A 25,839-nucleotide genomic window follows, 5' to 3' on the forward strand; every position below is an offset into this window, starting at 1 on the left:
GTCAGGCGAGCTGGCTCAGCAGATGCTCGGCGCTCGAAACGCGGAAGGCGCCCGGCTCTTCGATGTTGAGTTCGCTGACGACGCCGTCCTTCACCAGCACCGAGAAACGCTGGCCGCGCTTGCCCATGCCGAACTTGGACGCATCCATCGTGAGGCCGAGGGCTTCCGAAAAGCTGCCGTTGCCGTCGGCGAGCATCGTCACCTTGCCGTCGGCGCCCGCGCCTTTGCCCCATGCGCCCATCACGAACGCGTCGTTCACGGCGAGGCAGGCGATTTCGTCAACGCCTTTCGCTTTCAGATCGTCGGCGCTTTCGATGAAGCCCGGCAGGTGCTTGGCCGAGCAGGTCGGCGTGAATGCGCCGGGCACGGAGAACAGCGCGACGCTGCGACCGGCGAAGTATTCGTCCGTGTGAACCGGCTCGGGGCCGTTTTCCGTCATCGTCATCAGCGTTGCGCTCGGGATCTTGTCGCCTACCGAAATCGTCATGTGTCTTGCTCCTTGGACGGGTGAAATCCGGACGCGCTTGGTAGCCGGTCCCCCGCCGATCGCCAAGCGTCCGTTGGCATAAGGTCGCAGGATTGCCTATAGTTCCCCGATGGACGTTGCGCCCTATCTTTCGGGACAGCTTTTGCTGTCCATGCCCGGCATGGCCGATCCGCGATTCGAACGCGTGGTGATCGCGATGTGCGTTCACGATGCCGAGTCGGCGCTCGGGCTTGCGGTCAACAAGATTCGCGACGACATCGATGTGCGCGGTCTGCTCGAACAGCTCGATGTCGATCCCGGTGTTGCGCCTGCCGTGCCGGTGTTCGATGGCGGCCCGGTCGAGCCCGGCAGGGGCTTTGTGCTGCACAGCCCGGAATACGAAGGGCAATCGACGCTCTCGGTGGGCGGGCGCTGGGCGCTGACCGCGACGCTGGATATCCTGCGCGACATCGCCGCCGGAAAGGGGCCGCAGCGCTGGCTGATTGCGCTGGGCTACGCGGGATGGGGCCCGGGTCAGCTCGACGATGAAATGACGCGCCACGGCTGGTTCGCGGCACCGGGAAACGCCGGATTGCTGTTCGACGCGCCGATCGACAGCAGGTGGACCTCCGCCTTCGCCGGCGCGGGCATCGACGTCGGCCTGCTCAGCGCCAGCGCCGGGCACGCATAGACATTCGCACTTAATTGTTCGGCAACCGTTCCGTTTAAGCCCTGGTTTACGCGCGAGTCGCACTTTCGGTTTGCCGCCGGAGCAGGGGTGATCCTCCGGCGTGTCAGCCGGGGTCATAACATGAAGACAAACTCGAAAATGGTGGTCTGCGGTGCGGCCGCGCTGCTGTCCGTGTCGCTTGCGGCGCCCGCCGCCGCGCAAAACTGCTGGAACGGCGCGGCGGTGAAGGCCGCCAAGGTTCGCGACATGCAGACGCTGCTGATGGTGGGCGCTCTGCAATGCCGTTCGACGGCCCACGATGTGCTCGGGCACTACAACCGTTTTGTGAAGACGCACCGCGCGGCGATCTCCGCGCACAACGACATCCTGAAAACGCACTTTGTCCGCGCCGGCAAGGCGCGGGACTACGACCGCTTCGCGACAGCGATGGCAAACGGCCATTCGGCAGGCGCGGGGAATCCCGCGTTCTGCAAGGAAACCGCCGCGCTTGCCGAACAGGTCGCGGGTCTCAGCCGCAGCGAGGTCGAGGCGATCGCCGACAGGATGTTCACTGCGCCCAAAGGCGTTGGCCGCACCTGCTCCTGACAGGGCGTGCCGGCAGATTCCCAGTCCGTTGCCGCTGTTTTCCTCCCCTTTTGCGGCGGCGGCGGACATCCTCCAGAGGCCGCGCGATGCCTTGTGCTCGCGCGGCCCTTTTCTTTCCGGACATAAAGAGTTCTTTATATTCTCTCTTGCCTTGTTCCGGCGCCTCCCGTAACTCCGCCTGAATATCCGCGCGGCGACCCGCGCGCCCACTGACTGGATCAGGGACAGGAAACGAGACTATGGCGCAGGATTATATCGTCCGGGACATCAGCCTTGCCGATTGGGGCCGCCGCGAGCTTCAGATCGCGGAAACCGAAATGCCCGGCCTCATGTCGCTGCGCGCGGAATATGGCGCCGCCCAGCCCCTGAAGGGTGCGCGCATCACGGGTTCGCTGCACATGACGATCCAGACCGCGGCGCTGATCGAGACGCTGACGGCGCTCGGCGCCGAGGTGCGCTGGGCTTCGTGCAACATCTATTCGACACAGGATCATGCCGCTGCCGCCATTGCCGCGCAGGGCATCCCCGTGTTTGCGGTGAAGGGCGAGACGCTCGCCGAATACTGGGATTACATCGATCTCACCTTCCAGTGGCCGGGCGAGCCCGCCAACATGATTCTCGATGATGGCGGCGACGCCACCATGTTCATCCTCTGGGGCGCGCGGCTTGAGGCGGGCGAAAGCCTGCCCGCGCCGACCAACGAGGAGGAAGAGGAATTCCAGCGCGTCGTGAAGGCGCGCGCCGCCGCCTCGCCGGGCTTCTTCACGAAGACGCTGAAAAGCCTTCGCGGTGTCTCCGAGGAAACGACGACGGGCGTTCACCGCCTCTACGAGCTGGCGAAGGCGGGCAAGCTGCCGTTCCCGGCGTTCAATGTGAACGACAGCGTCACCAAGTCGAAGTTCGACAACAAGTACGGCTGCAAGGAAAGCCTCGTCGACGGCATCCGCCGCGGCACCGACGTGATGATGGCGGGCAAGGTCGCTGTCGTCGCGGGCTACGGCGACGTCGGCAAGGGGTCGGCCGCCTCGCTGCGCGGCGCGGGCGCGCGCGTGATGGTGACGGAGATCGATCCGATCTGCGCGCTGCAGGCGGCGATGGACGGTTTCCAGGTCGTCACGATGGAGACGGCGGCGCCGATCGCAGACATCTTCGTGACCGCGACCGGCAACAAGGACGTCATCACGATCGATCACATGCGCGCCATGAAAGACATGGCGATCGTGGGCAACATCGGCCACTTCGACAACGAGATCCAGGTCGGCGCGCTCAAGAATCTCAAGTGGACCGAGGTGAAGCCGCAGGTCGACCTGATCGAATTCCCGGACGCCAAGCGCATCATCCTGCTGTCGCAGGGCCGCCTGCTCAACCTCGGCAACGCCACCGGCCACCCGAGCTTCGTGATGTCGGCGAGCTTTTCCAACCAGGTGCTGGCGCAGATCGAGCTGTTCACGCGCGGCGGCGACTACAAGAACGAAGTGTACGTGCTCCCCAAGCACCTCGACGAGAAGGTCGCGGCGCTGCACCTCGAAAAGCTCGGGGTGGAGCTTACGACGCTTTCCGCCGAGCAGTCGTCTTACCTCGGTATCGATGCCGCCGGCCCGTTCAAGACGGATCAGTACCGCTACTGACGCGATCAACAGGGATTCAATCCTGCGGCGACTGCGTCTAAGGTCGTCGCCGTGACGCTTCGCCCATACGCCCTTCCAGCGCTTCTGCTGATGCTGCCCGCAGCGCCAGCGTCGGCGGCGGTGTCGCTGATGCAGCGCGGCTGGCCGGTGACGGCGACGGCGATCATCGGTGCGGCGTGGCTCGCCTTTGCGGTGTGGGCGGTGATTCGCTCGGCGCGCGCGCGCGTGCAGGCGGAAATGGCGAAGGAGTGGGGCCTGCGTCTGCGCGGTCTCCTCACCACCACGCCGGGTGCCTATCTCGTTGTCGGCGAGGACGGCGCGGCATCGTGTTCGGACGGTCTCCGCTCGTGGCTCGGGCTCGACCGCAAGGTGGCGCGGCTGGAGGATCTGCTCGGCACCGGCGAAAGCGGCCTCTCGCCGGATGATTATTCGGCACTCAGCGCGGCGATCCAGGCGCTTGCCATTTCGGGCGCGCCGTTCCGCATTTCCGTTTCGGTGATCGGCGACCGGGTGCTCACCGCGGAAGGCAAGGCCGCGCCGCCTCAGCTTGCGGGCGATCACGGCATCGTCGTCTGGTTTTCGGATTCGAGCGGCGCGTATCGCAGAACGGAGGCGCTGGAAGCGGACCGCGACGGACTTCGCGCCACGCTCGACGCGTCGATGGCGGTGATCGACGCTGCGCCCGTCCCGATCTGGAGGCGCGGTCCCGATCAGCGGCTCGTTCAAGTGAACCGTGCCTATGCCCACGCAGTCGAGGCGGATAGCCCGGCGGCTGCCGTTCGGCTGGGCATCGAGCTTGTCTCCAACCCGCTTTCCGCAACGCCGCAATCGGCAGCGCGCATGGCGCTTGCAACGGGCGTGCCGCAGGTGCGCGAGGAACCGGCGATCGTCGGCGGCGAGCGGCGCATGATGAGGATCATCGACAAGGCGCTCGAGAACGGGGAGGTCGCGGGCTACGCGATCGACGTCAGCGAGCGCGACGAGGCGGTGAGCAAACTGGAACGCTTCGTCGCCGCGCAGACGGCGACCTTCGATCGCCTGTCCGCTGGTGTTGCCCGCTTCGGCGCGGACCGGGCGCTCGTGTTCTGGAACACGGCGTTCGCGGCGCTGTTCCGCCTCGACGCGCCGTTTCTCGATGAAGGCCCCGAGTTCGACCGTCTGTTCGAGCGGATGCAGGAGCAGCACCGTCTTCCTGAACAGCGTGATTTTCCAAGCTGGCGGCGTGCGCGCCGCGCCTGGTTCACCAGCCAGATGGATAATGCCGAGGAAACGTGGGTTCTGCCCGATTCGGCGGTGCTCCGCGTCATCGCGCAGCCGAGCCCGGACGGCGGGCTGCTGCTGATCTTCGAGGACCGCTCCGAGCAGCTTCGCCTCGCCAGCTCGCGCGATACGCTGCTGCGCGTGCAGGAGGCGACGCTCAATAACCTGCACGAAGCGGTCGCCGTGTTCGCAGCGGACGGCCGCGTGCAGCTCTACAACAGCGTCTTCGCCGATCTCTGGAACATCGACGAGGGCCACCTCGCGGCGAAACCCCACGTCGACGAGCTTGCCGATCCGGCGGCGCCGCCGCGCGAGCAGCACGCGTATTTCGGCCTGCTGCGCGATCTCATCCAGGTGTCCACGATGGGGCGTCAGGCCAAGGGGGGGCGTGTCGATTTCATCGGCGCGCGCGTGCTACAGTATGCGGCGGTGCCGCTGCCGGACGGCAACGCGCTCATCACCTTCCTCGACATCACCGATTCAACGCGCATCGAAAACGCGCTGCGCGAACGCAACGAGGCGCTGGAAGCGGCGGACCGGCAGAAGTCGGCGTTCGTCGAGAACATGTCCTATGAACTGCGCACGCCGCTCACGGCGATCAGCGGTTTTGCCGAGATGCTGGCGCAGGGCTATGTGGGTGATCTGTCGCCGAAGCAGGAAGACTATGTCCGCTCGATCCTGATCTCGTCGGACCGGCTTCAGCTTCTCATCAACGATATTCTGGACCTTGCCGTCACCGAGGCGGGCGCGCTTGCGCTCGATATCCGCGCGGTGGGGGTGGCGGAACTTGTGGAAAGTGTCGCCACGATGACGCGCGGTTTCGCTGTGGATCGCGGCCTCGCATTCGAAGCGAACGTGCCGCCCGAAACCGGCGTCATCGACGGCGACCCCGTGCGCCTGAAGCAGGCGCTGTTCAATCTCGTGAACAACGCGATCCGTTTCACGCCGTCGGGGGGCCGCGTGGGCGTCTATGTCGAAAGCTTGCCGGGCAATATCGTGATCCATGTCAGCGACAACGGCATCGGCATCCCCGGCGACGAGCAGGAACTTGTCTTCGATCGCTTCCGCAAGGGATCGAACGCGACCGCCAGCCAGGGCGTCGGCCTCGGCCTGTCGCTGGTGCGCGACGTCATCGATCTGCACGGCGGCCGCGTCGTCCTCGATTCGCGGCTCGGCGAGGGCACGACGGTCAGCCTGCATATTCCGCGATGCCACGGAGACCGCGCGTGATCGTGCTGGCCGACGAAGCGGCGACGACCGCCTTCGGCCACCGCCTCGCCCAGCGTCTCGCGCCCGGCGACGTGGTGCTGCTGTCGGGCGATCTCGGCGCAGGAAAAACGGCGCTCGCGCGCGGCATGCTTGCCGGCCTCGACCATGTGGGCGAAGTGCCGAGCCCCACCTTCACGCTCGTGCAGAGCTACGAGGTGCCGGGCGTGCGCCTCCCCGTCTGGCATGTCGATCTCTACCGCCTGAGCAATCCCGATGAGGTGGATGAACTCGGGCTCGACGAGATTCTTGCCGACGGTACGCTCATCATCGAATGGCCGGAACGCACGCAGGCGCGCTGGCCCGATGCGCTGCATCTGACGCTCACCGATACCGGCGAAGGCAGCCGCCGCTTGACAGCGCATGTGCCGCCCGCTTGGGAAGCGCGATGGCCGATCTGAACTTGCCCGCCGGGGCGAAACCTTTCCTTGAGGCGCACGGATGGGGCGGGGCGGAAATCGCGCCGCTCGCCGGGGACGCGTCCTTCCGCCGCTATTTCCGCGTGCGCGACGGCGATCGCCGCGCCGTGCTGATGGATGCGCCGCCGCCCAACGAGAACTGCGCTGCGTTCGTCGCGATCGACGCGTATCTCGCCGCGCGCGGCATCAGCGTGCCGCAGGTGTTCGCCTCGGACACGGCGCAGGGCCTCGCGCTTCTCGAAGACCTCGGCGATTCGATGTTCGTGCGCGCCATCGACGGCGGCGCCGACGAGGCGGAACTCTACCGTGCGGCGACCGACGTGCTCGCGCATCTTCATGCCGATCCGATGGTGGAGACGGTAGGCGGTCATGCGGTCGGCCCTTATGCCGAAGAGCGCATGGCGCGCGAGGTCGCGCTGGTGCTGGATTGGCACTGGCCGGAACTGAAGGGCGGCGCGGCGGACGATGCCCTGCGCGCGTCCTACGCGGCGGCATGGGCGGCGGTGTGGCCGCTGGCGCGTGCGCACGACGACCGGCTGGTCCAGCTCGATTATCATTCGCCGAACCTGATGTGGCTGCCGGAGCGCGGCGGCCTTGCCCGCGTCGGCGTGCTCGATTTTCAGGATGCGATGCGTGGTCCCGCCGCGTACGATCTCGTCTCGCTGATCCAGGATCCCCGCCGCGACGTGCCGCCCGCGCTGGAGCCCGCGCTGATCGATCGCTATCTCGCCGCGTGCCCGGCGTTTGACCGCGAGGCCTTCGCGGCAAGCTACGCGGTGCTCGGCGCGCAGCGCGCGGCGCGAATTCTCGGCGTGTTCGTGCGGCTGTGGCGGCGCGACGGCAAGCCTGGGTATCTCAAGCACATCCCGCGCGTGTGGTCGCTGCTCGACCGCAACCTCGCGCACCCCGCGCTCGCGCCCGTCGCGCAGTGGTTCGACGCGAATCTGCCGCCCTCGGTGCGCCGCGATTTCACGGGCGCGGCATGAAAACGCACCGCGCGCCTCTGTCGCTCCGGCCCAATCCGGAGGGTCCGCTGCCTGCCGCCGCGATGGTGCTCGCCGCCGGGCTCGGCAAGCGGATGCGTCCGCTCACCGCGACGCGCCCCAAGCCGCTCGTGCGCGTGCAGGGCAAGACCCTGCTCGACCACGCGCTCGACAACCTCCGCGCCTCCGGCGTGCGACGCGTCGTCGTCAACGTCCACTATCTCGCCGGGCAGGTGGAGGCGCACCTCGCGCGCAATGCCGCCGATCTCGATGTCGCGGTTTCAAACGAGCGCGATGCGCTGCTCGAAACCGGCGGCGGTGTCGCGAAGGCGCTGCCGCTGATCGGCGCCGACCCGTTCTTCGTCGTGAACAGCGACAATATGTGGGTGGACGGGCCGATCGATGCGCTGCGGCAGATGGCGCGGCGCTGGAACCCCGACATCATGGATGCGCTGCTGCTCGTCGTCCCGCTCGCCCGCGCGCACGGCTATGAAGGGCGCGGCGATTTCCACATGACGGGCGAGGGCCTGCTTTCCCGGCGTCGCGGCGCGCGTGTGGCGCCGTTCGTGTTTTCGGGCGTGCAGCTGCTGAAAGCCTCGCTGTTCGATGATGTGCCCGAAGGCGCCTTCTCGCTCAATCTCATCTACGACCGGCTCATTGAAAGCGGGCGTCTCTACGGCATCGCGCACACCGGCCAGTGGTTCCACGTCGGCACGCCGGAGGCCGTGAAGGAGACGGAGGCGCTGCTCGGCAATGGCTGAGCGCAAGGCCGTCTTCACGATCCCGGCGCACCGCGCCTTCGCCGATGCGCTCGCGGCAGGGATGCTCGGCCGCATCGGCAAGGACGATCTTCCCCGCGCGCTCCTCCTCCTCCCCAATCGCCGCGCCGTGCGCGCAGTGACCGAAGCCTTCGTGCGCGCTTCGGGCGGCGCGCTGCTGCTGCCCCGGATGCTGCCGATCGGCGACGTCGGCGAAAACGAAGCGCTCGGCCTCTTTGACGAGGCGATGGCGCTGGAGGCCGACGTTCAGCCCGCGATTGCGGCGTTTGAACGCCGGATGCTGCTGATGCCGCTCGTCCATCGCTGGCAGCAGCTCAGCGGCCGCGCGCGCAGCAGTGTCGAAACGCTGCGCCTCGCCGATGCGCTCGCGCGGACGCTCGATCAGCTTCAGCTTGAAGGTATCGAACCTGCACGCCTGCACGAGACCATGGCCGAGCTTGGCGCGCACTGGGAAGCGACGCTGAATTTCCTGGAGGTGGTGGTGACGGCATGGCCGCCGCAGCTTGCCGCGCGGGGGCTGATGGACCGCGTGGCGCGGCGACAGATGCTGCTTGGCGCCATCGCCCGCCGCTGGCGCGCGTCCCCGCCCGCGCGCCCGATCGTGGCGGCGGGCATGGCGAGCGCCGATCCGGCGGTGGCCGATGTGCTCGCCGTCGTCGCGGGCCTGCCGCGCGGCGCGGTCGTGCTGCCCGGTCTCGATCTCCAGACCCCGGACTGGGACGACATTCGCGGCTTTCCGGCGCACCCCCAATGCGGCCTTCTGCATCTTCTGGAGGCGATGAGCATCGCGCGCGACGAGGTGCGCGTGTGGGAGGGGACGAGCGCGCTCGACGGACCGGAGGCGCGCGCCGGGGCGATCGGCGCGGCGCTCTCGCTTGCGGGCAGCACGGCGCACTGGCCGCCCGCCGGTCCGCTCGCCGACCTGCGCTTCGCCGAAGCGGCGAACCCGGCGGGGGAGGCGGGCATCATCGCGCTCGCCATGCGCCGCCAGCTCGATACGCCCGGCGCCACCGCCGCGCTCGTCACGCCCGATCGCGGCCTTGCCCGCCGCGTCGCCGCGCAGCTTCGGCGCTGGGACATCGAAGTGGACGATTCGGCAGGCACGCCGCTTGCCCGCGCGCCTTCGGGCACGCTGCTGCTCGCCGCGCTGGAGGCGGGCGCGCAGCGCTGCGCGCCCGGCGCACTGCTCGCGCTTCTGAAGCACCCGCTGACCGGGCCGGGTGAGGGAAGGGCGCGCCTCAACTGGCTCGACGATGTCCGCCGCCTCGATCTCGCACTGCGCGGCGTGCGGCCCGCAGCGGGCCTGAAAGGCATAAGCGCGCGCGTCAAATCCCCGCCCAAAGGCGCGCTCCCTGAAACCGAACGCAGCCGGCTTGCGGAATGGTGGAAGGCGCTGCGTCCCCGGCTCGATGCGCTTGAAGCGCTGATGGCGAAGCCGCGCAGGCTCGGCGATTTCGCCGATGGCCTCCGCGCGTTTGCCGAGGCGATGTCGGAAGGCCGCGTGTGGGAAGGCGCCGCCGGACGCGCGGCGGCCGAGACGATCGCGGAAATGGTGCAGCACGGCGATATGGGGCTGCGTATCCCGCCCGCCGATCTTCCGGCGCTGCTGGGCGCGATGCTCGGCGATGTCGCCGTGCGGCCGCCCTTCGGCAAGCATCCGCGCCTCGCCATCTACGGGCTTCTCGAAGCGCGGTTGCAGCGCGCCGATCTTATGATTCTCGGCGGGCTGAACGAGGGCGTCTGGCCCGGCGGCGATCCCTTCGATCCGTGGATACCGCCCGCGATCCGCCGCCGCCTCGGCCTGCCCGAAACCGAACGCGCCATCGGGCTTGCCGCGCACGATTTCGTGCTCGCCGCAGCGGCGCCGCACGTGCTGCTGACCCGCGCGCGCCGCGACGCCTCGGCGCCCACAGTCGCCTCGCGCTTCTGGCTGCGGCTGCTTGCCTTCGCGGGCGATCACGCGGCGTGGGAAACAGAGCTTCCGCTGCTTGCCGCCGCGATCGACGCGCGCGGGGCGGTGCCGCCTGCGGAGCGCCCGCGCCCGTCACCGCCCGTTGCCGATCGGCCCAGGCAGATCAGCGTCACGCAGATCGATCGCCTGCTGATCGACCCCTATAGTTTTTATGCCGAAAAGATGCTGCGCCTGCGCCCGCTCGATCCGCTCGATGCCGATCTTTCGGCGGCGGAGCGCGGCACCATCGTCCACGCCGTTATCGAAACGCTGATCGCGGCGGGCACGCTGCACGATCCGGCCGGGCGCGCCGCCGCGATCGACGCGGCGATCGCCGCACATGCCGACCAGCCGCTCGTCGCCGCGCTGTGGCGCCCGCGCATCGTGCGGATGCTGGACTGGGTGGCGGAACTGATGCGCGCGCGCGCCGCCGGGGGCTGGGGCGCGGTGCGATCGGAGGTGGAAGGCCGGGTCGAAATCTCCGGCGTCACGCTGAAGGGCAAGGCCGATATCGTGCAGGCGGGCCCCGAAGGCGTGCTGATCGCCGACTTCAAGACCGGGAAGGTTCCCGGGCAGGCCTCGCTCGCCGACGGATTCGCCTCGCAGCTCGGCCTGCTCGCATGGCTTGCCGAGGAAGGCGCGCTCGACGGCCCCGCATCGCGCGTCGTCGAGGTTGCCTACTGGAAGCTCTCGGGCGGCAAGGACGCCGGAGAAGAGAAGACGAGCGCGCGCCACTACAAAAAGGCATGGAGTGATCTCCCCGCCTTCATCGACATCTGCCGCGCCGCATTCCGCGAGGCGGTGAGCGACTATCTCGCGGGCAGCCGCCCGTTCGAGGCGAAGGTGAAGCCGGAATATGCGGTTCACCTGCAGGACTACGATCACCTCGCGCGGCTCGCCGAATGGTGGGGCCGCAAATGAGCATCCGGCCGCTGCTGCCTGAACAGAAACGCGCCGCCGATCCCGGCCTCAGCGCGTGGGTTTCCGCCTCTGCGGGGACGGGAAAGACGCAGGTGCTGACCGCGCGCGTGCTGCGGCTGCTGCTTGCGGGCGCGCGGCCGGACGGGCTCCTCGCGCTCACCTTCACCAAGGCGGCGGCAGCGGAGATGCAGACGCGCATTTTCGAAACGCTGTCCCGCTGGGTGCGCGCGGACGATGAAACGCTTGCCGCCGAACTCGCCGCGATCGGCGCGCCCGCCGATGCCGATACGGGCCGCCGCGCCCGCGCGCTTTTCGCCGAGGCGCTGGAGACGCGCGGCGGCTTGAAGGTGCAGACGCTGCACAGCTTCGCAAGTTCCCTGCTCGCCGCCTTCCCGCTCGAAGCGGGAATCGCGCCCGGCTATGAAACGCTCGACGACCGAAGCGCGCTTCGCATCCATGCCGAAACGCTCGCCGAGCGGATCGGCAGCGGCGACGCCGCGCTGCTCGCCGACCTTGCCGATCTCTCCGTGCTCGGCGGAGAGGCGCGCGTGCAGGAGGTGATCGCGAAGCTGCTCGCCACGCGGAACGTGTTCGAGGATGTCTACAACAAGGCCGTCGACTGGCGCGGCCTCGTGCGGCGCGGGCTCGGCCTTCCCGGCAGCGGAAGCCGCGACGAGGTGCTCGCCGCCGCACTCGCCGACGATGCGTTCGATTGGGAAACCGTGCGCGAATATGCGGGGGCAATGGCGGCGTGGGGCACCAAGACGGGCCTCGACGCTGCCGATGTGCTGGCGTGTGTAATCTGTGCGTCGCCGGAGGTGCGACACGATTTTCTGGACGATCTCGTCGGTGCGGCTTTCCGCAAGGACGGCGAGCGCCGGGCCGCGCCGAAGGGACTGAGTGACCTCCACGACCGTTTCTGCATCGTCGTCGGCGCGGTGCGCGATCTCGCCGCCGGGCTCGATCTTGCCGAGACGGCGGCGCTGCATCTGCGCGTCGGCCATGCGCTCGCCGCCGCCTATGAAACGCGCAAGGAAGCCGCAGGCGCGCTCGATTATGCCGACCTCATCGTCAAGGCCGCGCGGCTGCTCTCCACGCTCGCAGCGCCCTTCGTGCTCTACAAGCTCGATCAGCGCATCGACCATATTCTCGTCGACGAGGGGCAGGATACGAATGCCGCGCAGTGGGCGATCGTGGAGGCGATCGCCGACGAATTTTTCTCCGGCGAAGGCACGCGCGACGAGGCCGAAACGGGCACGCGCACGCAGTTCGCGGTCGGCGACTACAAGCAGGCGATCTTCGGCTTTCAGGGCACGGACCCGCGCGCCTTCGAAGCCGCGCGCACCTCCGCCGAGCGCCGGGCGCTGAGCGCGGACAAGCCCTTCGAAACCATCGACCTCGCGCTCAGCTTCCGCTCCGCGCCCGCCGTGCTCGATGTCGTCGATACCGTTGTGGAAACCGCCGGTTCCGCCGCGTTCGGGATCGACGGCGAGATTTCGCGCCATGCCGCGCACCGCGCCGATGCCGCCGGGGAGGTGGTACTGTGGCCGCCCGTCACCGGCGCGCTCGACGAGGAGGACGCGGCCGAAGACGCCGTACCCGAAGACGCCGAGCGCACACTCGCGGCGAACATCGCGCGGCAGGTTTCCGGCTGGCTGGAGCGCGGCGAATTGCTGGCGTCCAAAGGTCGGCCCATCGCGGCGGGCGACATCATGCTGCTGGTGCGTTCGCGCGGCAGCCTCGTCCCCGCGCTCGTTTCCGCGCTGATGGCCGCGCGCGTGCCCGTGGCGGGCGCAGATCGGCTGCGGCTCACCCAGCCGCTCGCGGTGCAGGATCTGCTCGCGCTCGTCCGCTTCGCGCTGCAGCCGGGCGACGATCTTTCGCTCGCGGCGCTGCTCGTCTCGCCGTTTCTCGGCTGGACGCAGGACGATCTCTACGGCCTCGCGTTCAACCGGCGCGGCACGCTGTGGCGCACGCTGCGCGACCGCATGGACGACAAGGCCCGCGCCGCCGAAGCGTGGCTCGGCAAGGTGCTCGCGCGCGCCGACTATATGGCGCCGTTCGAATTCCTCGAATACGTGCTGTCGGGCGAACCGCAGGGGCGGCTGCGCCTGCTCGCGCGGCTCGGCGAGGAAGCGCGCGATCCGATCGAGGAACTGCTGAACCAGGCGCTTGCCTATGAAGGCGCGAACACACCGTCGTTGCAGGGCTTCCTGTCGTGGATCGAGGCGGACGACGTGGAGGTGAAGCGCGACGCCGAAGCCGCGCACGATGCCGTGCGCATCATGACGGTGCACGGCTCGAAGGGCTTGCAGGCGCCGATCATCATTCTGGCGGATGCGGCCTCCGCCGTGCCGAAAAGCGCAAAGCCGCCGCTGTCGCTCGATCTGCCCGGCCTCGGCCCCGCGCCGCTGTTCTTCGGATCGGCGAAGACGCTCGTGGGCCCGGCGCGCATCGCTCACGAGGCGGAGACGCGCGCGGCGGGCGAGGAGCACATGCGCCTGCTCTATGTCGCGCTGACGCGCGCGGAGGACCGGCTTTATGTCGGCGGCGCGCTCGGCAAGAAACCCTCGAAGGCGAAAAGCTGGCACGGCCATGTCGCCGAAGCGCTTGCGGCGTCGGCCGCGCAGACCGTTGACGACCCCGTGTGGGGCGCTGTGCTGCGTCATGCGAGCGGAACGCCCGCCCCCGCCGCCGCCGAAGCGAAAGCCTCACCGCAGGATGCGCCCGCGATCCCCGCATGGGCGCTCGCGATGCCGCCGCAGGAAGAGCGCCCGCCGCGCCCGCTCGCCCCCTCCGCGCCGCAGGACGACGATCCCGCGCAGCCTCCGCCCGGCCCGGCCCTGCGCGACGCCGCGCGCCGGGGGCAGGTGCTGCACCAGCTCTTCGAGCGGATCGGCGGCATCGCACCGGCAAACCGCGAGGCCGCGATGCGCGCGTGGCTGCGCCGCAACGCGCCCGATCTGGATGCGGACGCGATCACCGCCGAGGTCGCGGGCGCGCTCGCCGATCCGGGGCTGGCGCCGTGGTTCGCGGAGGGCGCTTATGCCGAAGCGCCGCTTTCGGCGGTCGTCGAGGATGTGGTCATCACCGGCACGATCGACCGGCTGATCGTGGGGGAAGGCCTTGTCCGCGCGCTCGATTTCAAGACCGGACGGAGCCCGCCGCGCGACCTTGCGGGCGTGCCGCAGGCGCACCTGCGCCAGATGCGCGCCTACCGCGATGCGCTCGCGCGCATCTTCCCGGGGCGGCGCGTCGAGACCGCGCTGTTCTACACGGCGGCGCTGCGCCTTATCCGCGTCGATTGATCTGAAAGCCCGGCTTTCCGCGCTGTCAGAAAAGCCTTGGGATATTTGGCCTTGAAGCGGTGCGGTTCAGTCTCCAGATTGCGGCGTAAGTTGTCGTTTATGGAGACGTGCCATGGGTTCCACCGCCATTACGCCTGAAAATTTCGAGGCCGAGGTCGCAAATGCCGGGAAACCGGTTCTCGTCGACTTCTGGGCGCCCTGGTGCGGCCCGTGCCGCCAGATCGCGCCCGCGCTCGAGGAGCTTTCCGAAGAACTCGGCGATCAGGTGACGATCGCCAAGCTCAACACCGACGATCACCCCGAGCTTGCCTCGCAGTTCGGCATTCGGGGTATCCCGACGATGATCCTGTTCAAGGACGGCAAACCCGCCGCCACCAAGGTGGGCGCGCAGCCGAAATCGTCGATCAAGGACTGGCTCGTCGGCGAACTCGCCTGAGCAGGTAAAGGCGGAGGCTAAGCGGCCTCCGCCAACGCTGCGCGGCGGCTGACGAACGCCGCCAGCAGCGCGCCCGCCGCCAGCACGCCCGACGCGATCAGAAAGCTGATCCCCGGCGCATCGCCCACGGTCATTTCGTACATCCAGCCGAAGAACAGCGGCGAGGCGATGCCCGCGATGCTGCCCACGCTCATGTTCGCGCCCTGAAGCTGGCCCTGCTCGCTCTCGGAGACGCGGCGCGTCATCAGCGATTGCAGCGTCGGCATCGCGAGCGCCCAGAGCGCGTTGGGGAATAGCGCGAGCGTGAAGAGAAATCCGGTCGGCGCAAGCCCCATGCCCGCAAGGCCGAGGCTTCCCATGATGAGCCCGGCGACCATCGTGCGCCGGTCCCCCCAGCGCTTTACCGCCGGGCCGACGAGCACCGCCTGCACGATCATTTCAAGCCCGCCCGCGAGCGCCAGCGCGAAGCCGAGATACATCGGGGTCCAGCCGTGCGTGTGCGCGGCGTAGAGCACGAACACCACCGAGAACACGTGGTGCGCGAAGTAGAGCAGGAAGTTCACGATCGCGAGCCCCGACAGCTCCGGGTGCGAGCGCAGCAGCTTCAGCGCGCCGAAGGGGTTCGCGCGCGTCCACGAAAACGCCATGCGCCGCTCGGGCGGCAGCGATTCGGGCAGGATGACCAGCCCGTAGAGGAACGTGATGCCCGAGAGTACCGCCGCCGCCCAGAACGGCGCGCGCGGGCTGATCTCGCCGAGCACGCCGCCGATCAGCGGCCCGGCGATGAACCCGGCGCTGAACGCCGCGCCGACAAGGCCGTAGCCGCGCGCGCGCTCTTCGGGCGCGGTGATGTCGGCCATGTAGGCGAACACCGCGGTGAAGCTGGAGGAGGTGATGCCCCCGATCATGCGGCCGACGGCAAGCCACCACAGGTCGGGCGCCAGCGCCATCAGTATCCAGTCGAGCGTCAGGCCTGCGGTGGAAATCAGGATCGTCGGGCGCCGTCCGTAGCGGTCGGAAATCGATCCGATGATCGGCGAGCAGAGGAACTGCATCCCCGCCCAGATCGCCACCATGATGCCGTTCCAGTATCCGGCGGAAGCCTCCGACCCCACGAAACCCTCGATAAGCGCGGGAAGCACGGGGATGACGAGCCCCATGGCCATGACGTCGAGCACGGCGACGGCAAGGATGAAGGCGATTGCAGGGCGGGATGACGCGGACGACATGACCGCGCGGTCATAGCCGGACGCAGGCGCGGCGTCACGCGCCTAAGATGTTAAATCAGACTGTCATGCAGAACTTGTTTCAGCATCCATGCGGCCGTGCCGCTGAACCGCCGTATGGACCCTGAAACAAGTTCAGGGTGACGTTTTGGTGAGCTCTGAACCGCCGTGCGCCGGTCAGCTCCGATAGTCGGCGTTGATCGAGATGTAGCCGTGCGTCAGGTCGCAGGTCCATACCGTCGCGCGGCCTTGCCCGAGGCCGATGTTCACACCGATCTCGATCTCCTGCCCCTTGAGGTGCGCCGCGACGGGCGCCTCGTCGTAGCCGTCGACGACCATGCCCTCTTTCGCCACCACCGTATCGCCGAAGCGCACCGAAAGCCTGTCGCGGTCCGCAGGTTCGCCCGCCTTGCCCACCGCCATCACGACGCGGCCCCAGTTGGCGTCCTCGCCCGCCACTGCGGTCTTCACCAGCGGCGAGTTGGCGATCGAAAGCGCGATGCGCTTTGCCGAGGCGTCGTCGGTTGCGCCTTCCACGTTCACGGCGATCAGCTTCTGCGCGCCCTCGCCGTCGCGCACCACCTGCTGCGCGAGATCGCGGCAGACCTGCGTGAGCGCGGCCTGGAGAGCGTCGGCGCCGGGCGAGTCGGGCCCGGTGATTTCGGCGTTCTTCGCCGCGCCGGTCGCGAACGCGAGCAGCGTGTCGCTGGTGGAGGTGTCGCTGTCCACGGTGATCGCGTGGAAGCTGAGGTCGGCTGCCGCCGCGAGCATCGTCTTCAGGTACGCAGGCGAGACGGCGGCGTCGGTGAACACGAACGCGAGCATCGTCGCCATGTCCGGCGCGATCATGCCCGAGCCCTTGGCGATCCCGACGACCGCGACGGTGCGGTCGCCGACGACGGCGGTGGCGCCCGCGCCCTTCGCGAACGTATCGGTCGTCATGATCGTGGAGGCGGCGTGCAGCCAGCTTGCGTCGGAGCCCACGGAGAGCTTGCTGAACGCCTGCCGCAGCCCGTCCTTCGCCTTGTCTTCGGGGAGCGGCACGCCGATCACGCCCGTCGAGGCGAGGAAGATCTCTTCGCGCGCGACGCCGAGTTCACCGGCGACCGCATCGAGGATCGCCTCGCACGCCGCCTGGCCGCGCCGTCCGGTGAAGGCGTTCGAGTTGCCTGCGTTCACCACGAGCGCGCGGGCCTTGCCCCCGGCAAGCGCGGCGCGGCACCATTCGACTTCGGGCGAGGGGCACTTCGATGTCGTCGTCAGCCCCGCGACCACCGTGCCTTCGGAGAATTCGCCGAGCAGCAGGTCGGCCCGGTCCCAGCTCTTGTACTGCGCGCGCGCCGTGGCGAGGCGGACGCCTTCGATATCGGGCAGTTTGGGGAATTTTTCGGGGGCCAGCGGCGAACGGTCGTGCATCATCGTCCTCGTGAATGGAATTGCCGCCGGTTTAGGCCACTGCGGCGTTTTGGTCGAGCCGCAAGAGGGGACTCGCCAAGGGGATTCCACCACGTTAGGCTCGCGGGCAACGATAATAACCCAGCGGCGAGCAGAGACGAAGGAGCGCAGGTTCAAAAGGGGAAACGCATTTCGACGTTCAACGAAATGTACGACGGGGAAACGGTTCGCGCGCCCTATCTCGACCTGGCCGGTTGGGTATCGGACATGCCGCCGGACCTCCTCGATCTGAAGCGCGCCGAGGCTGACGCTTTGTTCCGCCGCATCGGCATCACCTTCGCGGTTTACGGCGAAGGCGGTGATCCAGAGCGGCTGATTCCTTTCGACATTTTTCCGCGCGTGTTCACTGCGCACGAATGGCGGCGGCTGGAACGCGGCGTGAAGCAGCGCGCGCAGGCGCTGAACGCCTTTCTCCGCGATGTCTACGGCCGCGCCGAGATCGTTCGCGCCGGGCGCATTCCCGCAGAGCGTATCTTTCAGAATGCCGCCTATGAGCCTGCGGTGGTGGGCATCCAGCCGCCGCGCGGCATCTACAGCCACATCGTCGGCGTCGATATCGTGCGCACCGGTCCCACGGATTTCTTCGTTCTGGAAGACAATTGCCGCACGCCGTCGGGCGTTTCCTACATGCTGGAAAACCGCGAGATCATGATGCGCATGTTCCCGGACCTGTTTCAGCGCAACCGCGTCGAACCCGTGGACGATTATCCGAACCAGCTGCGCCGTACCTTGATGAGCGTCGCACCCGAAAGCTGCAAGGGCGGGCCGACCGTCGTGCTGCTCACCCCCGGATCGCTCAACAGCGCGTATTATGAACACTCCTTCCTTGCCGACCAGATGGGCGTCGAACTCGTGGAGGGGCAGGATCTCTTCGTCGACGGCGACCATGTCTACATGCGCACGACGATGGGGCCCAAGCGCGTCGATGTGATCTACCGCCGCATCGACGACGATTTCCTCGATCCGCTCTGCTTCCGCCCCGATTCGATGCTGGGCGTGCCGGGGCTGCTCAACGTGTACCGCGCCGGCAACGTCGCGATCGCATCCGCCCCCGGCGCGGGCGTGGCGGACGACAAGGCGATCTATACCTACGTGCCGGAGATGATCCGCTTCTACCTCGGCGAGGAGCCCGTGCTGGCGAACGTGCCGACGTGGCAGTGCGGCAATCCCGACGATCTCGCCTATGTGCTCGGCAACCTCTCCGACCTCGTCGTCAAGGAGGTGCATGGTTCGGGCGGGTACGGCATGCTCGTGGGGCCTGCCGCGACACGCGAGGAGGTGGAGGCGTACGCCCGGCGCATCAGGGCCAATCCTTCCGAGTTCATCGCGCAGCCGACGCTCTCGCTGTCGACGACGCCGACCTATGTGGAATCGGGCCTCGCGCCGCGCCATGTCGACCTTCGGCCTTATTGCCTGGTGGGGGAGCGCATCCATCTGTGCGCGGGCGGGCTGACGCGCGTGGCGCTTCGCGAAGGTTCGCTCGTCGTCAATTCCTCTCAGGGCGGCGGCGTGAAGGATACGTGGGTGCTGGCGGACTGAGATGACGATGCTGAGCCGCACTGCCGAAAACCTGTTCTGGATGACGCGCTACATGGAGCGCGCCGAGACGATGGCGCGCCTGCTGGAGGTCGGCTACCGCATCGCGCTGATGCCGTCGGCGGGGGCGGGGCACCAGAACGACTGGGCATCCATTCTGGCGGCAGCGGGCGGTGCGGCGGCGTTCGCCTCGCGCTACGGCGAGACCACGCCCGCCACGGTGGAGTCGTTTCTGTTCTTCGACCGCGAGAACACATCCTCGGTCGCGAACTGCATCTCCCGCGCGCGCGACAATGCGCGCGTCGTGCGCACCGCCGTGACCAGCGAAGTGTGGGACGCGCTGAACGGCGCGTTTCAGGATATGAAGGCGTTCGAGCGGCGCGGACCGGGCCGCGCCGACCTGATGACGCTGTGCGACTGGACCAAGCGGCAGACGGCGCTGCTGCGCGGCGCCATCGAAAACACGCAGCTGCAGCAGGACGGCTACGATTTCATGAACCTCGGCTATTACATCGAGCGCGCCGACAACACCGCGCGGATGCTCGATGTGAAATATTATGTGCTGCTGCCGGTGACGGACCGGGTCGGCGGCGGCATCGACAATTACCAGTGGACGACGCTGCTGCGCGCCATGTCGGTGTTCCGCGCGTTCCACTGGGCCTACGGCGGCGATTACACGCCGGGGAAGATCGCGCACTTCCTCATCCTCAACAAATCCTGCCCGCGTTCGCTCATCCACTGCGCAGAGCAGGCGAACTACCATCTCGCGCGCCTCTCCCGCGCCTACGGCCAGCGTACGAAGCCGCACCAGACCGCGCGCACCATGCTCGCCGAACTTGCCGATGCCGACATCGACGCCATCGTCCTCTCGGGGCTCCACGAGTTCCTGACCGATCACATCCGGCGCACCGCGAAGCTCGGCAGCGAGATTGCGGATACCTATTTGTTCGGGGGCGGGTGATGCGCCTTACGGTCTCGCACGTCACCCGTTACCGCTATGCCACGCCGATCCGGCAGGTGGTGCAAAGCCATCGCCTCACGCCGTCGCGCTTCGCGGGGCAGCGCACGCTCGACTGGAAGGTGGAGGTGGAAGGCGGCCGCTTCTCGCAGCCGTTCACCGACGGCGCGGGGGACACGATCCGCACCATGTCGATGCACGGGGCGGTCGAGGCTGTTGATATTCACGTGACAGGCACGGTCGACACCGTCGATCTCGTCGGCGTGCTCAAGGATCACCGCGAGTGCATCGCGCCGGGCGTCTATCTTCGCACCACGCGCGCGACGCGGCCCGATGCCGCGCTCCGCAAGCTGGCGGCCAAGGCGGTTTCCGGCATTCCCGAGACGGCGCGGCTCGACCGCGCGCACGCCATGGCCGCCGCCGTCGCCGACGGCATCGTGTATGCGCCGGGCGAAACACACGCGCACACCACGGCGGCCGAAGCGCTCGCGCTTGCGCTGGGCGTCTGCCAGGATCACACGCACGCGCTCATCGCCTGCGCGGTTTCAGTCGGCATTCCGGGGCGCTATGTGTCGGGCTATCTGTTCGCGAGCGCCGACGGCGTTGCGCACGAGGCGAGCCACGCCTGGGCGGAGCTTCATATCGAGGGGCTCGGCTGGGTGGGGTTCGACGCCGCCAACCGCTGCTCGCCGGACGAACGCTATATCCGGCTCGGCTCCGGCATCGATTCCGTGGCGGCGGCGCCGATCCGGGGCGTTTCTTTCGGCCGTGCGAACGAAGATCTCGATGTGACCGTTGCGGTTACCGCGGTGCAGCAATAAAGGTTGCAGCATCATGACATATTGCGTCGGCGTCCTTCTCAATGATGGCATCGTGCTCCTTTCGGACACGCGCACCAATGCCGGTTTCGATAATATCGCCAGCTACAAGAAGATGTTCGTCTTCCAGGAGCCGGGCGAGCGCGTGATCGCGCTGATGACGGCGGGCAGCCTTTCGGTGACGCAAACCGTGATCGCGCGCCTGCGCGACGCGATCGACGATCCGGACCAGACCGAAACGCCGTCGATCATGAAGGCCTCCACGATGCTGGAGGTGGCGCATATCATCGGCGACACGCTCTCGCGCGTCACCTCGGAGGTTTCGGAAAAGCTCGAGCGGATGAAGCAGGGCGCGACCGCGTCGATGATCCTCGCCGGGCAGCGCAGGGGCGGCGGCCCGCGCATGTTCCTGATCTATCCGGAGGGCAATTTCATCGAGGCCACGGAAGATACGCCCTTCCTCCAGATCGGCGAGCACAAGTACGGCAAGCCGATTCTCGACCGGGTGGTCCGCAAGAGCATGCCGATCGAGGATGCGCGCAAGGCGCTGCTGCTTTCGATGGATTCGACGCTGCGCTCGAACCTGTCGGTCGGGATGCCGCTCGATCTCGCCGTCATCCGCAAGGATGAACTCGGCTTTTCCGAAACGCGCCGGTTCGAGCCGGGCGATCCGTCGTTCTCCGCGATGTCGGACGCATGGAGCCGCACGCTGCGCGAGGGGTTCTCGCGGATCGAGATCTGACGATCAGGGCTTGCCGAAAAAGCGGTCGATCACGCTTTGTGTCAGCCGCGCCGGACGAAGCGTTTCGGCGGCCACGCAGCACCAGCTCGATTTCACCTCGGCAAGCACCTCCTCGCCGCGCCTGATGACGGTCTCGTAAAACGCGCGCGCGCCGTGCACCTTTTCAAGGAGCACGGTGGCGAACACCTCGTCTTCCAGAAACGTCGGCCGCCGGTAGGTGATCTCGTGCTTCAGCGCGACCCACATGTGCGCGGCGACCGCTTCGGCGGGGGCGAAGCGCTGCCAGTGGCTGAGCACGGCATCCTGCACCCATTTCAGGTAGCTGGCGTTGTTCACGTGCCCCATGAAATCGATATCGGCGGGGCTGATTTCGATCGCGTAGCTGAAGGGGGCGGGGCCGGACATGCGCAGAGGATAGCAGGCCGCGCCGCCCATACAAACGAAAAGCCCCGCCGGAGAGAACTCCGGCGGGGCCTTTGCGTGACGAAAGCTGTGGCTTACGCGGCCTTGCGGCGACGCGCGGCGGCGAGGCCGACGAGGCCCAGGCCGAAGAGCGCGAGCGCAGCCGGTTCCGGCACATCGACGATGTTCACGGCGGTGACCGTGGCCTTCACCTTGGTCGGCGAACCGAAATCGATACCGGCGAGGTTCTGGAACGACACGGTGAAGATGGACCCGTCGTCGGCGATGATCGGCGCGATCGCATTCCACGTCAGTGCGCCGCCGCTGATGGCGCCGAACGCGGTCAGGAACCAGCCCGATCCGCCCGTGGACGCCGAGCCGGCGATCGGCGCGTCGAACGCGAGCGTGGCGGTGAAGTCCACATCGCCGCCGCCGAGGCCGCCGAGATAGAGGTTCGCGAAGTTGAACGAGACGCTCTCGCCCTCTTCAAGATCGAACGAGAAATCGTTGCCGAACGCGAGGCCCGCATTCGCGGTGCATGTCGGCAGAAGGTAGCAATCGAGATCCGCTACGGTGATGCTCGAACCGCCATGATCGACGTCGAAGGTCAGGCCGGCGAGCGCGGGCGCGGAGAACGTGGCGGCACCGACAAATGCAGCGGCAACGGCGAATGATTTCATGGTCATGGAGGGGAGCTTCCTTTCAGCAAAGCAACACAAACGGTCGCTACTGGATGCAATGATCGTGCCACCCTCGAAATGATTGAAAACAGGGTTAATGTTAAATTTACCGTCACCGAACTGTAAAAAATTCCGACGGTTTTCGCGCCCCGGCCGCCGCTGTCAGAACCAGGCGCGGACGCCGACCAGCCAGCGAAGCGTATCCGTGTCTTCGCCCGCGATGCGCGCGTAATCTGCGGTGTCGCCGATTTTGCCGTGCCATTCGACGCCGATGTAGGGCCGCATCCGGGGCGTGATCTCATAGCCGAGCCGCGCGCCCGCCTCGATCGCCGAAAGTCCTGCGCCGATCCCGTATTCGGGGATGTCCTGCGCGGAAAACTCGACTTCGAGGCGCGGCTGCAGGATCAGTCGCTGCGTCAGGCGCTGATCGTATTCGGCCTCGATGCGCGCGGTCACGTCCCCCTTCGTGGAGATGAAGGCGGCGGCGTCCACCTCGAACTTGTAGGGAGAGAGGCCCTGGATGCCGATCACCGCGTGGGCGCGGTCCGGCTCCGGGCGGATGTCGTAGCGCACGCCCGCCTGCAGATCGAAGAACGGCCCGATCGCGCGGCTCCACAGCGCCTGCACCTCGGCGGATTCAAGCGCGCCGCCGAACGCGCCTTCGCCTTCGGTCTTCCACCAGAACTTGTCGATGTCGCGGCCGATCCAGCCCTGCACGTCCCACAGATAGGTCTCGTGGCCTTGGCCCAAGCCCGTTTCGAGCCGGTCGATGATGGTCTTGTTCACCGTCATGCCGCCCGTTTCCTTGTACAGCGCGGCGCGCGCGGCGGCCATTGTCTCGGCGCCGAACACGGCATCGGCGGCATGGACCGCGCCGGAGGTCGCCGCGGCGGGCGGCGGGCCTTTGGGGATGGCAGGGCCTGAAGGCGCGGCGCCGTGCCCGGCGTACGGGTCGGCCGATGGCATGACATGGCCTGCGTGCGGGTCAGCGGCCGGCGGCGGCATCACGTGCCCCGCGTGCGGATCGGCGGCGGGCATCTGGTGGTGCGAATGGTCCTGCGCGAACGCCGGGCCCGCCGCGCCGATCAGGAGGAGTGCAAGACGCCGCGTCATGCCGCGTCTCCTTCGCTATCGAGAGGCCGCACCGTCACCACGTTGAACATGCCGAGGTGCATGTGCATCAGCAGGTGGCAGTGGAACGCCCAGTCGCCGGGCGCGTCGGCGGTGAAGTCGAAGGCGACCTTGCCGCCCGGCAGCACGTTCACCGTGTGCTTGCGCGGGTGGTGGCCCTCGTGGCCGTTCACGACCTCGAAGAAATGCCCGTGCAGGTGGATGGGGTGCGCCATCATCGTGTCGTTCACCAGCGTCACGCGCACGCGCTCGTTGCGTTCGAAGCGGAACGGCTCTGTCACCGGGCTGAACTGCTCGCCGTTCAGCGACCACATGTAGCGTTCCATGTTGCTCGTCAGGTGGATTTCGAGATTGCGCGAGGGCGGGCGCGGGTCCGGGTTCGGCGCCAGCGCGACGAGATCGGTGTAGACGAGCACGCGGTGCGTCTCGTCCTCAAGGCCGAGCCCCCGGTCGCCGACGCGGTCCACCGGCATCGGCGCGATCATGTCGACGCCGGGGCTCAGCTTCACGCCCGCGCGCGCGGCGTTCTGCGGGTCGCGCATTTTCATGGAATGGCCCATCGCGGCATGGTCACCGCCGCTGCCGTGCCCCATGTCCTTCATCGAAAGCGTCGGGCGTTCGCGCAGCTTGGGCACCGGCGCGCTCATGCCCATCCGGGGCGCCAGCGTCGCGCGCGCCATGCCGGAGCGGTCGACGCTCTCGGCGGCGAGCGTGTACGCGCCGTCCCCCGGCGTCACGATCACGTCGTAGGTCTCCGCGACGCTGATCTGGAGTTCGTCCGTCTCCACCGGCCGCACGTTCTCGCCGTCCGCGTTCACCACGGTCATGGGGAGGCCGGGGATGCGGACGTTGAAGATGGTCATGGCCGACGCATTGATGATACGCAGCCGCACGCGCTCGCCCGGCGTGAAGAGCCCGGTCCAGTTCTCCGCCGGGCCGTGTCCGTTCACGAGATAGGTGTAGGTCGCGCCGGTCACATCCGAAATGTCGGCGGGGCTCATCCGCATGCCGCCCCATTCCAGCCGATCCTTCAGGCTCTGGCCCTTGCCCGCCAGCAGCTCGGCAAGGTTCGGATTGTCGCGGCGGAAGAACTCGGGATCCTGCTTCAGCGTCTTCATGATCGCGTGCGGATGCATGAAGCTCCAGTCGGACAGCACGATCACGTGCTCGCGGTCGTAGGCGACGGGGTCCGACGCGGCGGGATCGATGACGAGAGGGCCGTAATGCCCCATGGCTTCCTGCAGGTTCGAATGGCTGTGATACCAATAGGTGCCGGCCTGAATGACCGGGAATTCGTAGGTGAAGCTGGAATGCGGCGCGATGCCGGGGAAGCTGATGCCCGGCACGCCGTCCATCTGGAACGGCAGCAGCAGCCCGTGCCAGTGGATCGATGTGTCTTCGTCAAGATGGTTGGCGACGATCAGCCGCGCGTTCTGGCCTTCCTTCAAACGGATAAGCGGCGCGGGCAGCGTGCCGTTCACCGTGATCGCATGGCCGGTGCGCCCGCCGACGGTGAAGGGCGTGTGCCCGACGTTCAGCCGAATCTCGGGGCCGGAAAGCGCGGCGCCGATGCCGGGCGTGCCGCTGCGCGCCCATGCGGGGAAAAGTGCCGTGGCACCAAGGCCGCCGATCAACGCGCGGCGCGAGAGGGGAAGTGTGTTCATGCGGCGCCTTCTGCACCTTGACATTATGTCAGGGTCAAGGGTCTGTTTGGACGATTTTCGAATCCGGGGGTGAAACTATGAACATCGGCGAGGCATCGAAGAAAAGCGGCGTCAGCCAGCGCATGATCCGGCACTACGAGGGCATCGGCCTCATCCCGCTGCCGCCGCGCCGCGACTCCGGCTACCGCGACTACGGCGAGGCCGATGTCCACCGCCTGCGGTTCATCGCCAATGCGCGCGATCTCGGCTTCGGCATCGATGAAATCCGCACGCTGCTGGCGCTCTGGTCCGACCGGGAGCGCAGCAGCGCAGACGTGAAGCGCCTCGCGCTCCAGCAGGCCGAAGCGCTCGGCGAGAAGGCGAAGGCGATTGAGGCGATGCGCCGCACGCTTATCCATCTGGCCAAGGGTTGCCAGGGCGATTCGCGCCCCGAATGCCCGATCATCGACGCGCTCGCGACCCGCATTCATTGACTATAAAGCGCGCCGTTCCTATGTCGGCGGCGATGTTGGGGGCGCGCCTGTGCGGCCCCGC

At 67.7% G+C, this 25,839-nt stretch carries 22 protein-coding genes; 15 read left to right on the top strand and 7 right to left on the bottom strand.

Translation table 11 applies throughout. The annotated features are described in order from the left end of the window. Position 1 precedes the first annotated feature (1 nt). Positions 2-487, bottom strand: a complete 486-nt coding sequence (locus GGQ98_RS18350; protein WP_243451790.1) for a peroxiredoxin — start codon at positions 485-487, stop codon at positions 2-4. A gap of 109 nt (positions 488-596) precedes the next feature. Here GGQ98_RS18350 and GGQ98_RS08985 point away from each other — a divergent pair, with 109 nt between their 5' ends. From GGQ98_RS08985 to trxA, 10 genes are all read left to right on the top strand, one after another. Beyond that, positions 597-1,157, top strand: coding sequence for a YqgE/AlgH family protein (locus GGQ98_RS08985; RefSeq protein WP_184068286.1), 561 nt, complete (start codon positions 597-599; stop codon positions 1,155-1,157). Between the two features lie 120 nt (positions 1,158-1,277). Continuing rightward, positions 1,278-1,742, top strand: coding sequence for a hypothetical protein (locus GGQ98_RS08990; RefSeq protein WP_184068289.1), 465 nt, complete (start codon positions 1,278-1,280; stop codon positions 1,740-1,742). 239 nt (positions 1,743-1,981) lie between these two features. Further along, a complete protein-coding gene (gene ahcY, locus GGQ98_RS08995; protein ID WP_184068292.1) occupies positions 1,982-3,370 on the top strand; it encodes an adenosylhomocysteinase in 1,389 nt (462 codons plus the stop codon). A gap of 51 nt (positions 3,371-3,421) precedes the next feature. After that, positions 3,422-5,860 carry an ATP-binding protein gene (locus GGQ98_RS18800; protein WP_184068295.1) on the top strand — a complete coding sequence of 813 codons (2,439 nt, stop codon included), beginning with the start codon at positions 3,422-3,424 and terminating at the stop codon, positions 5,858-5,860. Further along, positions 5,860-6,297 (top strand): tRNA (adenosine(37)-N6)-threonylcarbamoyltransferase complex ATPase subunit type 1 TsaE, encoded by a 438-nt coding sequence (gene tsaE, locus GGQ98_RS09005; RefSeq protein ID WP_341534170.1) that lies wholly within the window; start codon positions 5,860-5,862, stop codon positions 6,295-6,297. The genes GGQ98_RS18800 and tsaE overlap by 1 nt, the downstream gene beginning before the upstream one ends. Then, the gene (locus GGQ98_RS09010) at positions 6,285-7,301 is read left to right on the top strand and encodes an aminoglycoside phosphotransferase family protein (protein WP_184068301.1); all 1,017 of its coding nucleotides are present in this window, start codon (positions 6,285-6,287) and stop codon (positions 7,299-7,301) included. The genes tsaE and GGQ98_RS09010 overlap by 13 nt, the downstream gene beginning before the upstream one ends. Next, a complete protein-coding gene (locus GGQ98_RS09015; RefSeq protein WP_184068304.1) occupies positions 7,298-8,059 on the top strand; it encodes a nucleotidyltransferase family protein in 762 nt (253 codons plus the stop codon). The genes GGQ98_RS09010 and GGQ98_RS09015 overlap by 4 nt, the downstream gene beginning before the upstream one ends. Continuing rightward, on the top strand, positions 8,052-10,949 hold the full coding sequence (gene addB, locus GGQ98_RS09020) for a double-strand break repair protein AddB (RefSeq protein WP_184068308.1): 2,898 nt from the start codon (positions 8,052-8,054) through the stop codon (positions 10,947-10,949). Before GGQ98_RS09015 ends, addB begins: the two co-directional genes overlap by 8 nt. Further along, a complete protein-coding gene (addA, locus tag GGQ98_RS09025) occupies positions 10,946-14,257 on the top strand; it encodes a double-strand break repair helicase AddA (protein ID WP_184068311.1) in 3,312 nt (1,103 codons plus the stop codon). Before addB ends, addA begins: the two co-directional genes overlap by 4 nt. A 112-nt stretch (positions 14,258-14,369) precedes the next feature. After that, positions 14,370-14,693 (top strand): thioredoxin, encoded by a 324-nt coding sequence (gene trxA, locus GGQ98_RS09030; RefSeq protein WP_184068314.1) that lies wholly within the window; start codon positions 14,370-14,372, stop codon positions 14,691-14,693. Positions 14,694-14,710: 17 nt separating this feature from the next. Here trxA and GGQ98_RS09035 read toward each other — a convergent pair whose 3' ends face one another. Both GGQ98_RS09035 and argJ read right to left on the bottom strand, forming a co-directional pair. After that, the gene (locus tag GGQ98_RS09035; RefSeq protein WP_184068317.1) at positions 14,711-15,922 is read right to left on the bottom strand and encodes a TCR/Tet family MFS transporter; all 1,212 of its coding nucleotides are present in this window, start codon (positions 15,920-15,922) and stop codon (positions 14,711-14,713) included. A gap of 174 nt (positions 15,923-16,096) precedes the next feature. After that, positions 16,097-17,335 (bottom strand): bifunctional glutamate N-acetyltransferase/amino-acid acetyltransferase ArgJ, encoded by a 1,239-nt coding sequence (gene argJ / locus GGQ98_RS09040; protein ID WP_184068320.1) that lies wholly within the window; start codon positions 17,333-17,335, stop codon positions 16,097-16,099. A 186-nt stretch (positions 17,336-17,521) separates the two neighbouring features. Here argJ and GGQ98_RS09045 point away from each other — a divergent pair, with 186 nt between their 5' ends. From GGQ98_RS09045 to GGQ98_RS09060, 4 genes are read left to right on the top strand one after another with little or no spacing between them, the layout of a single operon-like run. Continuing rightward, complete coding sequence (locus GGQ98_RS09045; protein WP_184068323.1) at positions 17,522-18,913, top strand: circularly permuted type 2 ATP-grasp protein; 1,392 nt, start codon at positions 17,522-17,524, stop codon at positions 18,911-18,913. A gap of 1 nt (position 18,914) precedes the next feature. Next, complete coding sequence (locus GGQ98_RS09050) at positions 18,915-19,871, top strand: alpha-E domain-containing protein (protein WP_207791328.1); 957 nt, start codon at positions 18,915-18,917, stop codon at positions 19,869-19,871. After that, on the top strand, positions 19,871-20,689 hold the full coding sequence (locus GGQ98_RS09055; protein ID WP_184068326.1) for a transglutaminase family protein: 819 nt from the start codon (positions 19,871-19,873) through the stop codon (positions 20,687-20,689). Before GGQ98_RS09050 ends, GGQ98_RS09055 begins: the two co-directional genes overlap by 1 nt. A 13-nt stretch (positions 20,690-20,702) precedes the next feature. Next, complete coding sequence (locus tag GGQ98_RS09060) at positions 20,703-21,428, top strand: proteasome-type protease (RefSeq protein WP_184068329.1); 726 nt, start codon at positions 20,703-20,705, stop codon at positions 21,426-21,428. A 3-nt stretch (positions 21,429-21,431) separates the two neighbouring features. On the opposite strand, the gene GGQ98_RS09065 is transcribed toward GGQ98_RS09060, so the two are convergent. The 4 genes from GGQ98_RS09065 to GGQ98_RS09080 all read right to left on the bottom strand — a co-directional run bounded on the left by GGQ98_RS09065 (position 21,432) and on the right by GGQ98_RS09080 (position 25,305). Beyond that, positions 21,432-21,833 carry an acyl-CoA thioesterase gene (locus GGQ98_RS09065; RefSeq protein ID WP_184068332.1) on the bottom strand — a complete coding sequence of 134 codons (402 nt, stop codon included), beginning with the start codon at positions 21,831-21,833 and terminating at the stop codon, positions 21,432-21,434. A gap of 92 nt (positions 21,834-21,925) precedes the next feature. Beyond that, positions 21,926-22,516, bottom strand: coding sequence for a PEP-CTERM sorting domain-containing protein (locus GGQ98_RS09070; protein WP_184068335.1), 591 nt, complete (start codon positions 22,514-22,516; stop codon positions 21,926-21,928). A 156-nt stretch (positions 22,517-22,672) separates the two neighbouring features. Then, the gene (locus tag GGQ98_RS09075) at positions 22,673-23,623 is read right to left on the bottom strand and encodes a copper resistance protein B (protein ID WP_207791329.1); all 951 of its coding nucleotides are present in this window, start codon (positions 23,621-23,623) and stop codon (positions 22,673-22,675) included. Then, positions 23,620-25,305: a copper resistance system multicopper oxidase gene (locus GGQ98_RS09080; RefSeq protein ID WP_184068338.1), complete on the bottom strand. Its 1,686-nt coding sequence runs from the start codon at positions 25,303-25,305 to the stop codon at positions 23,620-23,622. Before GGQ98_RS09080 ends, GGQ98_RS09075 begins: the two co-directional genes overlap by 4 nt. 77 nt (positions 25,306-25,382) lie before the next feature. Here GGQ98_RS09080 and cueR point away from each other — a divergent pair, with 77 nt between their 5' ends. Next, entirely contained in the window at positions 25,383-25,778 is a 396-nt protein-coding gene (gene cueR / locus GGQ98_RS09085; RefSeq protein ID WP_184068341.1) for a Cu(I)-responsive transcriptional regulator, read from the top strand. Positions 25,779-25,839 lie beyond the last annotated feature (61 nt).

It is taken from the genome of Sphingosinicella soli, from assembly GCF_014199685.1.
GTDB classification, from domain to species: domain Bacteria; phylum Pseudomonadota; class Alphaproteobacteria; order Sphingomonadales; family Sphingomonadaceae; genus Sphingosinicella; species Sphingosinicella soli.

Excerpts from the sequence above, each read along its gene's own strand:
- cueR (WP_184068341.1), top strand. The coding sequence starts at position 25,383 with ATGAACATCGGCGAGGCATCGAAGAAAAGCGGCGTCAGCCAGCGCATG.
- addA (WP_184068311.1), top strand. The coding sequence starts at position 10,946 with ATGAGCATCCGGCCGCTGCTGCCTGAACAGAAACGCGCCGCCGATCCC.
- GGQ98_RS09065 (WP_184068332.1), bottom strand. The coding sequence starts at position 21,833 with ATGTCCGGCCCCGCCCCCTTCAGCTACGCGATCGAAATCAGCCCCGCC.
- GGQ98_RS09060 (WP_184068329.1), top strand. The coding sequence starts at position 20,703 with ATGACATATTGCGTCGGCGTCCTTCTCAATGATGGCATCGTGCTCCTT.
- ahcY (WP_184068292.1), top strand. The coding sequence starts at position 1,982 with ATGGCGCAGGATTATATCGTCCGGGACATCAGCCTTGCCGATTGGGGC.
- GGQ98_RS09045 (WP_184068323.1), top strand. The coding sequence starts at position 17,522 with ATGTACGACGGGGAAACGGTTCGCGCGCCCTATCTCGACCTGGCCGGT.
- trxA (WP_184068314.1), top strand. The coding sequence starts at position 14,370 with ATGGGTTCCACCGCCATTACGCCTGAAAATTTCGAGGCCGAGGTCGCA.
- GGQ98_RS09050 (WP_207791328.1), top strand. The coding sequence starts at position 18,915 with ATGACGATGCTGAGCCGCACTGCCGAAAACCTGTTCTGGATGACGCGC.
- GGQ98_RS08990 (WP_184068289.1), top strand. The coding sequence starts at position 1,278 with ATGAAGACAAACTCGAAAATGGTGGTCTGCGGTGCGGCCGCGCTGCTG.
- GGQ98_RS09075 (WP_207791329.1), bottom strand. The coding sequence starts at position 23,623 with ATGACGCGGCGTCTTGCACTCCTCCTGATCGGCGCGGCGGGCCCGGCG.
- GGQ98_RS09070 (WP_184068335.1), bottom strand. The coding sequence starts at position 22,516 with ATGACCATGAAATCATTCGCCGTTGCCGCTGCATTTGTCGGTGCCGCC.
- argJ (WP_184068320.1), bottom strand. The coding sequence starts at position 17,335 with ATGCACGACCGTTCGCCGCTGGCCCCCGAAAAATTCCCCAAACTGCCC.
- GGQ98_RS09015 (WP_184068304.1), top strand. The coding sequence starts at position 7,298 with ATGAAAACGCACCGCGCGCCTCTGTCGCTCCGGCCCAATCCGGAGGGT.
- addB (WP_184068308.1), top strand. The coding sequence starts at position 8,052 with ATGGCTGAGCGCAAGGCCGTCTTCACGATCCCGGCGCACCGCGCCTTC.
- GGQ98_RS09035 (WP_184068317.1), bottom strand. The coding sequence starts at position 15,922 with ATGTCGTCCGCGTCATCCCGCCCTGCAATCGCCTTCATCCTTGCCGTC.
- GGQ98_RS09055 (WP_184068326.1), top strand. The coding sequence starts at position 19,871 with ATGCGCCTTACGGTCTCGCACGTCACCCGTTACCGCTATGCCACGCCG.
- GGQ98_RS09080 (WP_184068338.1), bottom strand. The coding sequence starts at position 25,305 with ATGAACACACTTCCCCTCTCGCGCCGCGCGTTGATCGGCGGCCTTGGT.
- GGQ98_RS08985 (WP_184068286.1), top strand. The coding sequence starts at position 597 with ATGGACGTTGCGCCCTATCTTTCGGGACAGCTTTTGCTGTCCATGCCC.
- GGQ98_RS18350 (WP_243451790.1), bottom strand. The coding sequence starts at position 487 with ATGACGATTTCGGTAGGCGACAAGATCCCGAGCGCAACGCTGATGACG.
- GGQ98_RS09010 (WP_184068301.1), top strand. The coding sequence starts at position 6,285 with ATGGCCGATCTGAACTTGCCCGCCGGGGCGAAACCTTTCCTTGAGGCG.